The organism is Pseudanabaena sp. CCNP1317, assembly GCF_034931345.1.
GTDB lineage: Bacteria > Cyanobacteriota > Cyanobacteriia > Pseudanabaenales > Pseudanabaenaceae > Pseudanabaena > Pseudanabaena galeata.
Map to the genome: position 1 here is coordinate 1 of NZ_JAYGIF010000060.1, position 16,791 is coordinate 16,791.

The 16,791-nt window shown below is 39.3% G+C and carries 9 protein-coding genes; 5 read left to right on the forward strand and 4 right to left on the reverse strand.

What is annotated here, in order from left to right; genetic code table 11:
* Positions 1-156 precede the first annotated feature (156 nt).
* From VB775_RS12965 to VB775_RS12975, 3 genes are all read right to left on the reverse strand, one after another.
* Positions 157-1,506, reverse strand: coding sequence for a hypothetical protein (locus VB775_RS12965; protein WP_281007424.1), 1,350 nt, complete (start codon positions 1,504-1,506; stop codon positions 157-159).
* A gap of 145 nt (positions 1,507-1,651) precedes the next feature.
* A complete protein-coding gene (locus VB775_RS12970) occupies positions 1,652-3,553 on the reverse strand; it encodes a DUF4157 domain-containing protein (protein WP_281007423.1) in 1,902 nt (633 codons plus the stop codon).
* A gap of 87 nt (positions 3,554-3,640) precedes the next feature.
* Positions 3,641-4,321 (reverse strand): pentapeptide repeat-containing protein, encoded by a 681-nt coding sequence (locus VB775_RS12975; protein ID WP_281007422.1) that lies wholly within the window; start codon positions 4,319-4,321, stop codon positions 3,641-3,643.
* A gap of 116 nt (positions 4,322-4,437) precedes the next feature.
* Between VB775_RS12975 and VB775_RS12980 the strand changes: the two genes are divergently transcribed.
* Positions 4,438-6,135, forward strand: a complete 1,698-nt coding sequence (locus VB775_RS12980; protein ID WP_281007421.1) for a tetratricopeptide repeat protein — start codon at positions 4,438-4,440, stop codon at positions 6,133-6,135.
* A gap of 57 nt (positions 6,136-6,192) precedes the next feature.
* On the opposite strand, the gene VB775_RS12985 is transcribed toward VB775_RS12980, so the two are convergent.
* Positions 6,193-6,402, reverse strand: a complete 210-nt coding sequence (locus tag VB775_RS12985) for a Nif11-like leader peptide family natural product precursor (protein WP_281007420.1) — start codon at positions 6,400-6,402, stop codon at positions 6,193-6,195.
* 124 nt (positions 6,403-6,526) lie between these two features.
* On the opposite strand from VB775_RS12985, the gene VB775_RS12990 reads away from it, so the two are divergent.
* From VB775_RS12990 to VB775_RS13005, 4 genes are all read left to right on the forward strand, one after another.
* A complete protein-coding gene (locus VB775_RS12990; protein WP_281007419.1) occupies positions 6,527-8,956 on the forward strand; it encodes a PstS family phosphate ABC transporter substrate-binding protein in 2,430 nt (809 codons plus the stop codon).
* 347 nt (positions 8,957-9,303) lie between these two features.
* The gene (locus tag VB775_RS12995) at positions 9,304-9,480 is read left to right on the forward strand and encodes a hypothetical protein (protein WP_323216821.1); all 177 of its coding nucleotides are present in this window, start codon (positions 9,304-9,306) and stop codon (positions 9,478-9,480) included.
* Positions 9,477-9,986 (forward strand): phage tail protein, encoded by a 510-nt coding sequence (locus VB775_RS13000; RefSeq protein WP_281007417.1) that lies wholly within the window; start codon positions 9,477-9,479, stop codon positions 9,984-9,986. The genes VB775_RS12995 and VB775_RS13000 overlap by 4 nt, the downstream gene beginning before the upstream one ends.
* Before the next feature lie 3 nt (positions 9,987-9,989).
* Positions 9,990-16,754, forward strand: coding sequence for a hypothetical protein (locus VB775_RS13005; RefSeq protein WP_281007416.1), 6,765 nt, complete (start codon positions 9,990-9,992; stop codon positions 16,752-16,754).
* Positions 16,755-16,791: the final 37 nt, after the last annotated feature.

Here is a 16,791-nt window from a genome sequence, read left to right on the forward strand (position 1 = left end):
TCTGTCCTTTGGTTGAAACTTCTCAGGTATCTTCAAATTAGTGCCGATATTGCTGCTCGTCATGGCTTTGAAATTATTCTCAAACCCATTCCCACTTAACTCTTTTAGGAATGGTGCAAGATCTCAGATAGAGTTTTATTCCTACAAACTCCATGATTATTGGGCTTGACTCTTTATGTACCCAACAAGGATCGTAAGAACACTTTCCAATGTGTAATCAGGTGGATTATTTGTCTTAAACGCTGCAAAAGACTTCGATAGAAAATCTACAGTACTTTTATGTCCATGAAGATCTTTGAGTTGGAGGTTTTTTATTTTATCAGCCTCATTCAGTAGATTCTTTTGTTTAGATACTATATTCAATGCATCTGCGATCATAGGAGCCGCCTTATCTGAATTGTCCCCCGCATCACGAATGCCTGCGGTTAGAGGATCGAGTAAGCCAATTTCTGTTCCTTCTGGAGTTGTATTTTGCACACCATCCTCCAGCTCCGATCCAGCAGAGAATCCCAAATTGCCTTTGAGTTCGAGGTCTTTTACCTTATATGTTTTCTTGAGGCTGTTTTTGGTGTCATCAAGTAATGATGGTTTTTCTTTAACGAAATAACCACCAAATTTTCCACCTTTAGTTTTCCTACTTAGTGACGACATACAAGCTTCTATCTTAAATTCTCCTAAACTCTTGTTTTCTCCTTTGAGTCCGCTTCGGATTGTGTTAAAAATTCCTGCTACATTAGAACCGTTGAGTGATGAGCCATCACCAGACTCCAGCATTGCAGGTTGATCGCCAAGAGGTGGTCGCCCATGTGCAACTAAAAATATCTCTTCACTATCAGCCATATCTTTGTATACCTGACCCGAAATGTTGATACTGCCATCTCCAGATATCTGCTGAACGTCTATTTTTGCAACTCTTGTATTGTCTTGATGCGCTGCAAGCTTCTTTGCATCTTCTGGAATCGGTGGTGAACTTCCATATTGAAGAGCCAATCTTTGGATCGATTCTTCTCCTGTAGATGAAACTTTTTCTATATTTGCGTATTGGCGATTTGTTATTGTTTTATCCTGTGAATTGTTAATTGTGGATAACTGCTGTACATCTCCTGTATTCTGCCGAACCCCTTGAGGTTGTAGGGATAAATTAGTTGCTGAGTTAATTTGTTGAACAACATTAGCCGCAGTTTCATCAGCTTCTTTTTCATACTTGCTTTCTGGTTCACCAATATTTAGCTTTGTTTGGATTGCCATTTTCTGCGCTCTCATCGCTTTAAGGCGATTTTCTGGCTTCCTTTGAATTGGCGTAGCGGATTCAGTCGTAGGCATAGAAATCAGCTTCCCCATTAAATTATCGGAAAATTTCTGGGTTTCGATTATCGAATTATTGTGATTATGGAATGGATCTTCCTCTTGATCTTCAGATTTAGAAAATGGTCTAGTTTGCAGATTTATAGCTACGGGTTTTGCTATAGATGGATTGAGAGGTAAGACTTTATTTTTGTAATCCATATCCTAATAAGCTCAACAATACTCAAGTTTGTTAAAACATAAATATGAAATGTATCTGGATCGTTGTTGTATAGATAGCTTTAAGAATCCATACTAAATACATAAATAATTTTAAGCATATCTGTAGAGCTTCAGCTATTCATCACTATTCCCCCCCATTTTCTAGGAACGCAAGTTTTGCACGCATATGTTCATAAACATTATCTTTTTGGTCTCCAAAATCTACATTTTGGAAAGTTTTATCCATTTTTCTGAGGCCAGTAATTGCTCTTGATCTACCCACTTTCAATCCACTAATCAATGATTTCTTGAAAGAAGGTTTTTTAGAATTTATATACTTAAGAATGGTTGCTCGCTCTTTTGGAGGAGCATCTGTATGCATACCAGCCATATCACCAAATACAGATTCACAAACGTCATTTGCTATAGCACTATACTTTTGCTCCGCTAGATTCTTTACATGTTTACTTTGTTTCCAGCCTTGTAGAGACTGGTCGTCAATCCCTGACAACCCATTATTATGAATCAAATCAATCATGGATATTGACTTGCTAACAACATCTACCATAAAGTTTTCAGGGTTATAGAGTCCTAGCCATCTATCAAAATTTCCAGTAAGAATATCTCCAACCACGCCCATACCCATAGTTTTTATAACTGTTGAATCAGTAAACATATTGATTGGGGATGAATTACGCATTACCTCCTTACCACGTTTAGTTTTTGTATGCTTCTTCTTTCCTTTAGTAGGATCCTCTGTAACACCCTCCCTAACAATTTTTATAAAATCTTCTCCCTTAGCTGCACTATAAACTCCCATCTTCCCACCTGCTTCCAAGTTATTAATTGCCCTCTTTTGTCTTGGTGTACGCTCTTCTTCAACAGGCAACAACTGTTTCATTTTTTGGCCTAGCAGATTCATTTCATTACCGTCTGCAACTCTAACTTTTGGAGCTTCAGCTTTTGTTCCTGACAAAATAGTGTTATGTAGCTGTGTATAAGCTAGTAATTCGGAACTAATAGCTTCTCCAGGCTTTGCAATAACTGGTGGATCGGCGCTTGTATCATTAACTATTACCACGCCTAAAGAGCCGCCATCACTTACTTTTACACTAGTTGCGCTGTCCCAATCTGTACCCTCAAATGTTAAGCGCTGAATATTCTGACTTCCACTAGAGTGAAATTTACGAGCGATCTTATTGCGCCTTGGCTGAACCGTATTAGCATTCTGCTGTACCACGTGGGTTAACTCATGGGCAATTAACTCCTGACCACCTTGACTACTTGGATCATATGCCCCTTGACGGAAGAAAACATCTTGACCTGTTGTAAATGCTTTTGCTTGTATCGATTTATTGAGTTGATCAGACTGCGAATCTGTATGCACTTTTACGCCACTAAAATCTGCTCCCATCGCTTGACCCATCTTTGCTTGTAGACCATTGTCTAGAGACTGCCCACTACCCCGCGCACTCTGAATTGATGACTCTAAATCTAGTGATGCTTCTCTCCCACCAAGATTTTCACGTCTCTGCACCAAAGATTTCATTTGAAGTTCCTCATCCTCTTCTTCCATTGATTCCTCTCGTTGGATATTAGAGATAGGCTTCATTTGAAGTGCTTCGTCTTCTTCTTCCATCGATTCCTCTCGTTGGACAGATTTATTCTGCGGTGATGAGTTAATTTGTTGAACTACTTTTGATGCTGTGTCATCTGCTTCCTTTTCATACTTGTCATTTGGCTCACCAATACTCAGCTTTGCCTGAACTGGCATTCTCAAAGCCTTTAAACGATTCTGAGACTTTCTCTGGATTGGTGCAGCAGATTCAGATGTTGGTGTAGAGATTAGTTTTTCTAATAAATTTTCGGACGAAGTTCCTTTGGATTGGCTCAAAACAGCTTCATCTAACTCTGGCTGAGATACTGCAAAGCCTCTAGTTTGCAAATTTAGAGTTGTAGGTTTTACAGAAGTTACAAGTTGAGCAGGCTTTTTCTCGTAGGTGCGCTTCATGTCATTAACCTCAAAATTTGCTTTCTGTAAAGCCATATTTAATTACTTGCAAATATTCTCGCATATTTGGATTGAGATGCATATTCGCAATTAAAAAATTTCAACTTTAATTTACTAATTCATTTACTGACAATTTTGATTGTTTACTGCCCCATCTTGCAGGGTCGTGTTACATAACTTTACCTTTGTTAAATTGGTATTGATTAATGAAGCATTTTCGAGATAAGCATCAACTAAATTTACTTCGCTGAGATTAGCCCCTTCAAGATTGGCAAAACCTAGCTTGGCGTTTGTCAAATTTGCTTTGAGTAAATTTGCACCTTCAAGATCGACAAATTGACGGACTGAAGTAAAGGGATCAACATTGCCATCAGCGTAAGTATCGGTAAGGTTCGACTCTTGAAGGTTACTTTGCCTGAAAGACGCTTCGAGCAAATGTGTATTGCTAAGGTTTGCACCCTGTAAATTTGCCTGACCGAAGTTAGCAAGCCGCAAATCAGCATAACTAAGGTCAGCATAGGTAAGATTTGCGCCCTGTAAATTAGCCCCCCTGAGATCAACACTACGCAGGTTTGCCCCTTGAAGATTAGCTTTATTTAAATCTGCCCCAATCAATTTCAGCCCATTCAAATCTGTATTTTGTAAATTGCAACCCTGACAGCGATTAGTTTCAATCAGACGTTGACGATTAGTTGCTTGGATACGATCGCTACTAGGATCAGCCAAAGCAGACGAGGGCAACGCGATCGCCATCATTGTAAAAAACACCGAAAACAACGCTTTAGGAACAATGCTCATTTTCATATTTTTAGACTCAGATCAAGTAGTAGCATCCATCGAAAATATGATGATAAATTAATGTGGATATGAAAAGTTGTCACGCCTATTATGACAACTTTTTCTAGCTTGAAAACTTGGGAGTGCCAGTGATTTTGCGTTCTTTCTTTCAGTCAGTCAAGCAAGGTAAACGCTTTTGGTTGCTCATGATTGTGCTGCTAAACTTGCCGATCGCCTCTGTATCTGTACCAATGGCGATCGCCCAAGAAAAGTTACAGGATTTTGACTATTGGGCTTCACTTTGTAGCTCATTGGTCAAGTCGCGTAAATATAAGGAGGCGGTTGAGGCTTGCAATCAGGCGATCACTCTAAATACTAATGAGCCGATCGCTTGGCTAGAACGTGGCGATGCGATGGTTGGTTTAGCGATGTATACCGAAGCAGTCGTGTCCTACGATCGCTTTATTAAGTTGCAACCAGATAATTCAGGAGCCTTAGCCAAACGCTGTGGCGCTTTGAATGAGTTAGAACGCTATGAAGATGCGATCGCCTCCTGTGAGTTGGCTCTGCGTCTGGATCAAAACTGGGCTGATGCCTCACCCGCAATGGTGTGGTATATCCAAGGGGCGTTGTTAAAACGGGCGGGAAAACTTGCCGAGGCTTTGGAATCCCTCGAACTAGCAATTCGCTCAAATCCTAATTATTCCCTTGCCCTAACCGAACGTTGCGATATTTTTGTATCCCTTGATCGGGCTGCCGATGCGATCCAAGACTGCGATCGCGCGATTAAGGTAAATGCTAACTGGGGCAAGGCGACACCTGCGATCGCATGGAAAACTAAGGGGAAAGTCCAGAATCAGTTAAAACGCTTTGATGAAGCTCTTTTTTCCTACGATAAAGCTGTAGCGATCGAGCCAACCAATGCTCAGGCTTGGGCTGAGCAGGGGATGATTTTATGGAGATTGGGGCGTTATGCCGAGGCTTTAGCTTCTCAAGAGTGGGCGCTTAAAGCAAAAGAGAAATATTCCCTCGCCTTGGCAAATTCCTGTGCAGCACTCAACCAACTCCGCCAATACAAAGAGGCTCTAGCAGCCTGTAACTCAGCACTGCAAGAAGGTGATCAACAGTGGGACTATCTGGGTCCTGCTTGGGCTTGGGATCAGCGAGCTAATGCCCTTAATGGTTTAGGTAAGTATGAAGAGGCGCTTGCTTCCGCAAATCGGGCGATCGCGCTTCAGCCCAGCCAAGCTAGTTTTTGGGGTAATCGAGCCGCCACTCTTTGGTCGTTGGGACGTTTTGAATTAGCACTTTCGTCAACCAATCAAGCGATCGCCCTCAATCAAAATTCATCCACAGCTTGGTTTAATCATGGACGCATTTTGACATCACTAGGACGCACCGAAGAAGCCTTAAAAGCCTATGACAAAGCGATCGAAGGAGATGCCAATATTGGCAATAGAATTTTCCTTGCTGATATCTGGACAAATAAATCAGCATTACTATGGCGGCTAAATCGGTTCCAAGAGTCACTCATGGCGAGCCAACAAGCATTAGGGGTAAACCCTAAATCAGACACAGCTTGGTTTAATCGTGGCTTGGCGCTGATGTCGCTTGGACGCAATGCTGAAGCAGCTAATGCCTATAGTCGGGCGATCGCGATCGATGTCAAAAATTCAGACTATTGGACTGGTCGAGGATTGGCTTTACTGGCGTTAAATAGTAATGCAGATGCGCTGGTTGCCTTTGAGCAAGCCCTTAAACTTAATCCTAGTCAAACTCAAGCCACGATCAATAAGGCGATCGCGATCGAGCGTTTAAAACCTAAGCCAGTAAAGCCATAGCCTATAGAGGGGGAGCTTCGCGCCCCCTCTATACCTATGATCGCAACGCGCTATAAGCTAAATACCGGGGATTTCTGAAAGATCACATTTTAATTCTTCGACCTCAAAGTTGGTCATCTGTTGCCATTCTTCGATTGTGAAGTCATACCCTTCAGCTTTTGCCATTTCTACAAAACTTTCAAGATCAGGCGCTTGATTTAGCTTTGCTTTGAGGAGTGAATCTGTTTTGGCGGCTCGATAGAGACGAGCCACTTGCTCTCTTGCCATAACCTTGCTTAGGAGTAAAGTGGTGAGACATGCTTTGGACAAGAATGTATAAACAATGCAAACTTTGCCACAAATCACACCTATGTAATCGATAATAGTCTAGCAAGAATAAGGCAAGCAATCTATGGCAAGGAAAGCTCCAAATATTTGGCAAAAATTCTGGAAACGCATTACTGACGTTTGGGGGCAGTTTCTTGGCACCATTGATGGGCTGATTGGTAATAAGTTTGTTGAATTTTTAAACAAGACAGTTCCTACACCCTTACGATTTCTAATTCCTTTTCTTAAAGATGATTTGGGCATTGAGCCACCTTCAATTACTTCTTTTAAAGGTATAGGGTTACCTGAAAAAATTGAAGCAAAAGAAGTTTTAAAAGAAATTGCCGTCGATCAAAGGGTAGGAACGATTTGGCAAATCAAGCCGCAATTTCTGCGCTATCAATGCCAAGAATCAAATCCATTTCGGTGTGAATATCCTCACGAAACCGTCACCGATAATCCTAATAATAAATATTGCAAAAAATGTCAGTTTCCAGCCAGCTTGCCACCTCAAGTGAAGATTCGTGGTAGGAGTGGGGTTTATGAAGTCGATGAATATATCGGCATTCGCGGAACTGGGCGCATCTATAGGGCGACCAACCTAACCGATGGGGAATCCTTTTTATTGAAAGAATATGTAATTCCCAAAAAATATTTTAACGAGCAGGAAACCAGAGCTTGCAAACGTAACTTTGAAACTTCGTCAGAGTTAAAACTCTCAGATGGCAGGCGGCAAGACTCTCGGTTGATTGCCCCAATAGAGGCGATCGCGGATGCTCGTGAAGAGAGATGTTATGTGATTCTGCAAAAAAATGACGAAGCGATCGCCCTAGCGGAATATTTGGCTATCCATGGTGCGATGAGTAATTGGCAGGTCAAATCTTTTCTCAATCAAGCTTTACAAACCCTTGAGTCATTACATTCACAAAAATATCGATTGCGTTCGGGGGTGGTGACTTCAGACTTGCCTCACGGGAATCTAACTTTTTATAGTATTGCAATCCGACCAGATTTTCAGGGATTTACAGTCTATCTCAATGATATGGCACTTTGGGAAGATCGCTTTTATCCACCCGATGTGCAAACACCTGCCTATTCTATCAATCGCGATTTGGAAGACTTGGGCTATATCGCTTTCTATCTCTTAAAAGGCGGTGTCATCGATTTAGAAAATCGTACTTGTTTAAATCCCCATGACATAAATCATTGGGGTGATAAGGTTAATCTGGGACTGAAAAAATTTATTCAAAACTTAATCGGTTTTGGCGAAACTAGTTATAACAGTGCAGAAGTAGCAAGGCGAGCATTATTGCGGATACCTATTGAGCGCGAGGCTCTATTAGAATTTATTGACCAAGAGGAAGTTGCGCCAGTTAAAAAGAATTGGTGGGGGTGGCTTACCAAAAAAGTAATTGCGATCGCGATCGGGGTAATTCTATTATTTCTACTGCTTTTCTTGCTATATTTCTGGTTGACTCAACCACCCAAAGCCGCCAATCTCAATTTTCCTTGCTGTATTAATCAAATATCTGATATTCCTGAAGGTAATTTCACCTACACTGCTGATAAGAATGGCACTTGGAATTACACACTTTTACAAAATAATTTGATTGCTAAGGGTTCCACTCTCGAAGAGGAATTGCAAAAACGTCAGCCAAAATTACAGCTTAACTATCTGCCCGTAACGGTTGATAAGAGTGTTGATAAGATTATCGATAAGACTTCTAATCGATTTCCGATCGCCCAGTTACAATCTAACCAAGCTGATTTTGCTATTTCTAGTTTGCCTGATAGTCTTGGTGGTAGCTTTATAACTCAAGATATTGCTTACGATGGCTTAACGGTGTTTGTCGCTTTTAGTTATGCCCAACGCAATAACAGCTTACCAACTGCTCTGCAAGGTAAAATCACCTTCGCCCAATTACGTCAACTTTACACTGGGGAAATCATTAATTGGCGACAGTTGGGAGGACCTAACTTGCCAGTAAAACTCTACATGCCCCTAGATAATGAATCAATCAGAATTTTTGAGAAACGCGTACTAAAGGATGAAGCTGCGATCGCAGCTTTTCGACAGCTTGTCCAAGATGGAAATAACGGTATTACTTCTTTGTCTATTTTTGATTCACTGCGACAGGTAATTCAAGACTTTGAGGATCGCAATATTGGCAGTATTTCCTTTGGCTCAATTAGTCAGGTTTTTGGGCAATGCTCGGTCTATCCCCTTGCGATCGCTGATGACTATCGCTCATTCGTCGCACCTTTAGTCTGGACAAATGGTTCGGCTATTACACCCAATGCTGATCTTTGCAATGAAAAAGGTAGTTATACTCAAAACTACAATGCTTTTATCAATCAAAGCTATCCCCTTACCTATCCCATTTCGGTAGTTTATACCCGCGATAACCGCCGACTACCGATCGCTGAGCGTTTTGTCTCGATCATGCGAACCGAGGAAGCCCAAAATTTACTGAAGCAAACTGGGCTAATCCCTCTAAAATTTCCAATCAAATAAAAATAAAAAAGCAAGTGATGACACGAATCATCGTCACTCGCTTTTTTATTTTGTATTAGCACCAAAGCCCAGAAGTATCATGAGCCACAAGAAAAAATTTGAAAGCGTTGCTTCGCAACGCTTTCAAATTTTTTCTTGGTTTGGGTTTGAGCGCAAAGCGCTGTAAGTTGATCACCGTAAACTAAAAACATAGAAAGCTGTCCCGCCCGCTACGAGGGCGGGACAGCTTTCTATGTTTTTAGTTTACTTATGCCTAGCTACTTAGTACAGTTGGCAACCAATGTATAATGTAAACTGGATGTGATATACGCTTGGTTATACGTTTACATATACATGGTAAGTCGTTGATGGGACAACATTCTGACCAGCCCAAAGAAGAAGCCGAACTTGCTAAGTTTGCTGCCAAAGTTTTAAATGAACCCTTGCAAATCAGACTACTTAGCGATCGGGTTTATGAACTGCTCACAAATGAATTACGACAACAAAAAGAACGCGTTGGTAGAAATTATGAGGGAAGATTATGACGAACAGTAGTAGGTTTGCTAGAGCCGAATCATACGTTACAACCAATCATTTTTATGTGGAAATGTTGCCAACCGCAACAATTGTTGCAGGGTTCACGGAATGTTCTGGATTAAGCGCAAGCGTTGATACAGATAAATTTTTTGAAGGAGGAGTCAACGATCAAAAGAGAATATTGCTAAAACAGACTTCTTTTACGGAAGTAACACTTAAGCATGGAGTAACAAATGACTTAAGTTTCTGGAGATGGTTTACGGCAACAACTAACCGTAGAAGAAATATCCGAATTTTACTTTTCAATCAAGCTGGTGAGACAAGACAATGCTGGACATTGATTGGTGCAGTTCCTGTTGGCTGGACTGCTCCATCACTTCAGGCGGACGGCAATTCTGTTGCTATTGAAGAACTAAAGTTGGCGATCGAAGGTTTAACCGTATCTTTTGAGGGCGGTGGAGCGGCGACAGTAGTTACAAGAAATTCTGCAAGTGGTTCTTTCCCTAGTTCTTAGACCATGACTGAAAATATCGAAATCCCTTTTGAGGCAAATAAAGATGGAGATATACCTGAAGATCTTCCATTAGGCAATTATACGCCTCTGCTTGTGCCGCCATCTCTTGGGCAGTCGTTTTTACAACTAAAATTTATCTATCCTTTGGGGGCAATCTCTTTAGTCAATCCTGATAATTTGGCGGCTGAAAATGATTTTGAGCAACTGAATAATACCTTTAATGATTCTCCTTTTTTTGATCAACCTTTACAATCAGATTCTCTAAGTAGGGTTGATAGTCAAGCTACAAATCAACCTAATATCCAAACAAAAACTATTGCTTCTAAAAATAATCCACAGAGGCAAGTACAAACTGAGCGATCGCCAATTGATTCTCCTAAAAGCACTTCAATTCAAAGGAAAACTGTTGGTTCTTCTCAAGCGCAGCCTCTTAGTTCTCCACTGAATTTATCCAGTCAAGAATTGAGTGCAAATCCCTCTCCCAATTATGATTTTCAGCCAAGTTTAGATGCTGACACATCAGAAAATATAGATATTCAAAGATCTGATGATTTGTCGATTATTGACAGTACTAATTCAAACAGCGATCGCCCTGAGCAAATTCAAAGAACTTCTGATCGTTCTTCAGCAAATACCCAAAATTCACAACTACCATTAAATTCTAATTCGCCTGTTTTAGAAACAAGTATTGAGCAAAGTAATCAAAGTAATCCAAATAAGTCAGTTCAAAGGCAGACAGATAAAGCTAATTTAGCTTTTGCAAATAATAATCTTTTAGAAGGCGATCGCTCTAATCAAACAGAATCTAATTTATTTGCGGTTGATACTACTCAATCTCCTCAAACTGATGTATTACAAAGACAGTCTGAGATTTCTAATGTAGACAATATTACTCAGAGCGAAGACCTTCAGCAAAACTATTCGGAAATTGATTTGCCTAATCCTGTTGTCAATTTAACCAGTGATAATTTCCAACAAATACAAAGATCTCCTGTCGCAGATAATATTTCTCAGGGCGATCACTTTGAGAAAATCCCAAGAACTTCTGATAGTTCTACAACCAATATTCAAAATCCACAAATTCAATTAAATTCTAATTTACCAGATACAGGCATTAACAAAGTTAGTGATTCTTTGGCAGGCGATCGCACTATTCAAAGAGCATCTAATCTTATTGATAACGATAATATTCCTCAAGCTTCACAAGTTCCTCAAGCTGATGCTTTACAGCAACAAACTAATACTGCGCCTATAAATAATCCTGTAAATAATATTTCTCAAGTAGATCTTACTCAGCCAATCCAAAGACAGCCTGACTTGTCTATCTCTGATAGTAGAATTTCTACAGGCAAAAATACTCAGCCAATTCAAAGATCTTCTGAATCTGGTATTTTAGAAAATATTGCTGAAAGCGATCGCACTATTCAGCGAGAACCTGATTTATCTTCTGTCGATAGAATACAGAATCCACCAACAGATGAAATACAGAGACAACCTGATATTTCTTCAGTAGATAGTATTTCTCAAGTTGATCTCACTCAACAAATTCAAGGACAAACTGATTTGTCTAACTCTGAGAATACTGTTGTAAGTAATAACACTCAACAGGTTCAAAGATTTGCTGAATCTCCTGTTTTAGATCGTGTTTCTGAAAGCGATCGCACTATTCAGCGAGAACCTAGTTTATCTAGTGTCGATAATACACAATCTTCTCAATCAGATCCTTTACAGAAACAATCTAGTATCTCTAATGAGAATACTCTTCCTGAAATTAATCCTGCTATTCAGCGAAAACCTAATTTATCAGCTACTGATATTACCCAATCTCTTCAAACTGACGCGATAAGAACACAATCTAATATTTCAGTGGATGATATTTCTCAAGGCGATCGCACTCTTCAAAGAGAACCTTTAGGAACAGTTAACGATATTACACAATCTGATGAAGTACATAGACAAACTGATGTTGATCGTATTTCTCAAGGAGGCTACACTCCACAAATTCAAAGACAGTCTGATCTTGCTAATGCTGATAGTTCCATAGATAGCAGCAATTCTACAACCAGCAATATTCAGCCAATTCAAAGATCTTCTGAATCTTCTATTACGAATAATTTTATCGAAAGCGATCGCCCTATTCAACGAGAATTTGAATTAACTACTATTGATCCTACACAGCTTGCTCAGACTGATGAAATCCAAAGACAAACTGACATTTCTACGGTAGATAGTACGGCTGCAATCGACAGCAATCAATCAATTCAAAAGTCCTCTGAAACTCCAATAGCGTCTGAAAGCGATCGCTCTATTCAGCAATCATCTACTCTGTCAAATATTGATATTAGTCAATTACCTCCGACTACTAGTGTCCAGAGACAAGCTGATCAGACTAATATTGCGGATTTATCTATCTCGGATAGTTCTTCTACAAGCAATAACTCTCAGCAAATTCAAAGCCCTTTGGAATCTAGGATCTTAAAAAATGCCCCTGAAGGCGTTCTCCCCATTCAACGGAAATCTGACTTGGCTCCTTCTGACTTCTCTCCTGTTGATAGAGCAATGCCACCGACTGATGAAATCCAGAGACAGCCTGATGTTTCAGTGGACAATAATATCTCTGAAAGCGATCGCACTCAACCAATTCAAAGACAACCTGCTCTATCTGTTCCTGATAGCACTTCTACAAATAACAATATTCAAGCAATTTCAAAAATTTCTGAATCTCCTGTTTTAGATAATATTGATCAAGATGATCGCACTATTCAGAGAGAGCCTGATCTATTCAATAACGTTGATATTGCACAAGCACCCCAAACTGATCACCTACAACAATTTGATGTTGCAGCCATAGAAAGTACTTCTCAAAGCAATACTATTCAACGAGAACCAGATTTAACTCCTGTTGATATTAAGCGAAATGCTCAGATGAATGAAGTCCAAAAACAAACTGAGCTTAACCCAATAGATAGTCCTTTTCAAGGCGATCGCACTATTCAGCAAGCATCTAATTCATTAGCTAAAGATATTACACAAGTTTCTCAACCCGATCCTTTACAGCAACAATCTGAATCTCCCGTTTTAGATAGTCTTTCTGAAAGCGATCGCCCTCAACTAATTCAAACAAAACCTGATATATCCACTTCTGATAGTTCTAGCAACAGAAATTCACCACAACAAAGATTTGGTGATGCTGATATTTCTACAGTAGATAGTATCTCTGGAGATATTCAACGAAAATCTAATTTGTCTCCTGATCTTACCCAAACTCCACGAACTGATGATGTTTCGACAGTAGACAACATTTCTCAAGGCAATCATACTATTCAGAAAGAATTTAATATATCAGATGATGATGTTCCTCGATCTGCCCAAACTGATTATATACAGAGGAAAGCTGATGCCTCGGTCAATGGCATTAATCAAGAATCTCCTGCTCAACAAATACAACAAACTGATGCATTGATTACTGATAATGCTACTGCAAGTAACGATATCCAACAAATTCAGAGAGAAGTTGATTTGTCTCCTCCTTATATTAGCGAAGATGCTCAAATCAATGAAGTCCAGAGACAACCTGATCTTAATTTACTAGATAGTCCTATTCAAAGCGATCGCACCATTCAAAAAGCATCAGAATTATCTCCTATTGACAGTATGCAGATTCTCCATACTGATGAAATACAGAGACAACCTGACACTTTAGAGGTGAATAGTATTGCCGAAAGCGATCGCCCTATTCAAAGAGAGTCTGATTTGTCATCTGCTGATAGTACACAAATTTCTCAAGTTGAGAATATCCAGAGACAACCTGATATTTCTACACCTGATATTTCTACAGTAGACAATAGTAGTTCTGGAGACAATCGCACACAACAAATTCAAACAAAATCTGATTTATCTAACTCTGATATTTCCACAAACAGAGATTCACAACAAATTCAAAGATTTGTTGATGCTGACATTTCTCCTGTAGGTAGTATCTCTGATACCCTACAACAAGAATCTGATATTTCTGCTGTAGATACTATTTCTCAAGGCGATCGCACTGTTCAGAGAGAATCTGACTTATTCAATAATGTTGATATTACACAATCGCCACAAAGTAATGATATACAGAGACAATCTGATGTGTCATTAAATGGTCTTACTGAGGGAGATATTTCTCAACAAATAAAGCAAACTGATCCGTCTATTTCTGATAGTAACGCTGGCGAAAATATTGTTCAGCCACTTCAGATTAATTTTTCTAATGTGGACTCTAATTTGGACATTCAGCAAAACACTCGGTCTGATGAACTACAGAGACAATCTGATATTTCTACAGTAGACAATAATATTGTTGGAGATAATCACACTCAACAAATTCAACGAACATCTGATTTATCTAACTCGAATAGTGATGCTTCTAGTAACACCCAGCAAATTGCCACAGCTATTGAATCACCTTTAAATAGCCTTTCAGAAGATAACAGCAGACAACAAACAAAATCTGATTTATCAACTGCTGATATTTCTATAAATAGAGAATCACAACAAATCCAAAGATTTGTTGATGCTGACATTTCTGATGTAGACATTAATTCTGAAAACATCCATAGAAAAACCAACTCATCTCCAGTTGAGCTTACACAATTCCAATCTGATATACCCCAGAGACAGCCTGATATTGTGTTGGCAGATAATACTTGCCCAACTGAGCAAAATATCCAGAGAGAGGCTGACCTATTCAATAATATTGATAGTCCCCAATCATCTCAAACTACTGACAACCAAGAAACATCTAATCTTCCAGTAGATGCTGCTGAAATAATTTCTCAAGGAAATCTTGCTCCACAAACACAGCCAACTAATTTATCTATTGCTGATAGAACTCTTACAAGTAATTCTGCTCAATCAATTCAAAGAGAATCTTTAGTAGATAATACTTCCCAAAGCGATCGCAATATTTCAAGTGAACCAGCTATATCTGCGTTAGATGTTAAGCAAGACTCACAGGCTAGTGAAATACAGAGACAACCTAACATTTCAGATGTAGATAGGATTGCTCAAAGCGATCGCCTAACAATTCAAAACAACTCTGATTTACCACCTGCTGATAGTACACAACCACCTCAAGTTGATGGTATCCAGAGACAATCTGATGAATCTCCTGTTTTAGATAGTCGAGCTGAGAGAGATCACCCGCAACAAATTCAAACAAAGCCTGATTTATCAACATCTAATATTTCTATAAATAGAGAATCACAACAAATTCAGAGATTTGGTGATGCTGACATTCCCGTAGATATAGATATTGCTTCCGATCTATCGCCTGTTGATATTACACAGTCGTCCCCAACCAATGAAATACAGAGACTATCAAGCATTGCAGTAGATGATATTACTCAAGGAGATCTTACTCAACAAACACAAAAAACTGATTCATCTACTGATTCATCTGTTGATGCAATACAGAGACAATCTGATGTTTCAATGACAGATATTTCTCAGAGCAATTACACTCCTCAACGAGAATCTAATGGGGCAACTGTTATTAAAAATGATATTACAAGTTCTCCTCAAAACGAAGCAATCCAAAGACAATTTGACCCTGATATTTCAACAGTAGATAACGTTTATCAAAACAATTCCGTTATCCAAAGAGAATCTGATTTATCAGTTATTGATACTACACAATCTTCTATAACTAATGACGCTCAGAGTAAATTGCAAAGAGAAATTGTTGATTCTACAATAGATAATATCTCTCAAGTTGATCGTATTCAACCAGTTCAAAGAAATTTAGATTATTCAGAATCAAGTAATGTAGACAGCACCTTAACAGTTGATCGTCCTAATATCATCCAAAGAGATACTGATTTAGTTGCCCTAGAGACTGAAGTAAGTTCTCAGACATCTGAGAACCTAGACCATGAGAACCAACAACAAATCCAGAAAAAAAACGATCAGGAAAAAGAAAATACCACCAATAACCAAACTTCTGTAGAGCAAAACACCAATCAAACAATCCTTCAAATGTTAGCCGATCCTAGTAATACCAAAGATTTGCAGCTTCCCAAAACCATTGAAAATCTTGCTCATACTGATTACCTAGGTAACTTTTCGTTACTGCCATCACTCCAGATTCCTAGCCCCATAACATCACAAACAGTACAGCGATCGCCAACAGATCGACAAGATCGATCTACTCAAAATAGCTTGCCCAATAGTTTAAACAACTTTGCTAAAACGATCCAACCTATGCAAGACAAAAACGCTGACAGTAGCAATAGTCAGACAAATTCTACGGGTTGGGCAAACATATCAGAATTGTTAGCGAACTTACCACCACCACCAAAGGCTAGTTCATCCACAAGCTCACTTAACAAACAAACGTCTAGTACTAGCGATCGCAGTCCACTCGCAAGTCCCTCAAGTCCTTCCACAAGTTCTACTAGCAATCAAACAACCATTCAGCGATCGGCTGATAGTCCTCCTAGCGATAATGATCAAGACTTATACTTAACCCCAACAGGATTACAAAAAGGAAATCCCAACAAAATTACAAATACTCGATCTAATACAATTCAACGCGAACTTACATCTGATACTTTGCCAGAAGCTCAAGTTTCAGTTAATACCAGTCAAAACAATCATAGTTATAATGCCGAGAACTTTGCCGAAAATCTTGAAACCCTTGCTCAAGAGATATATATTTTATTAAAGCATCGCTTAGAAACAGAAAGGGAACGACAGGGAACGAGATATCAAGGAAGATTACCTTGGTAATTCAAAGCTTTAATCAGTTATTTTAGAGACTTTTTCA

Excerpts from the sequence above, each read along its gene's own strand:
- VB775_RS12965 (WP_281007424.1), bottom strand. The coding sequence starts at position 1,506 with ATGGATTACAAAAATAAAGTCTTACCTCTCAATCCATCTATAGCAAAA.
- VB775_RS13005 (WP_281007416.1), top strand. The coding sequence starts at position 9,990 with ATGACTGAAAATATCGAAATCCCTTTTGAGGCAAATAAAGATGGAGAT.
- VB775_RS12985 (WP_281007420.1), bottom strand. The coding sequence starts at position 6,402 with ATGGCAAGAGAGCAAGTGGCTCGTCTCTATCGAGCCGCCAAAACAGAT.
- VB775_RS12970 (WP_281007423.1), bottom strand. The coding sequence starts at position 3,553 with ATGGCTTTACAGAAAGCAAATTTTGAGGTTAATGACATGAAGCGCACC.
- VB775_RS13000 (WP_281007417.1), top strand. The coding sequence starts at position 9,477 with ATGACGAACAGTAGTAGGTTTGCTAGAGCCGAATCATACGTTACAACC.
- VB775_RS12990 (WP_281007419.1), top strand. The coding sequence starts at position 6,527 with ATGGCAAGGAAAGCTCCAAATATTTGGCAAAAATTCTGGAAACGCATT.
- VB775_RS12975 (WP_281007422.1), bottom strand. The coding sequence starts at position 4,321 with ATGAAAATGAGCATTGTTCCTAAAGCGTTGTTTTCGGTGTTTTTTACA.
- VB775_RS12995 (WP_323216821.1), top strand. The coding sequence starts at position 9,304 with ATGGGACAACATTCTGACCAGCCCAAAGAAGAAGCCGAACTTGCTAAG.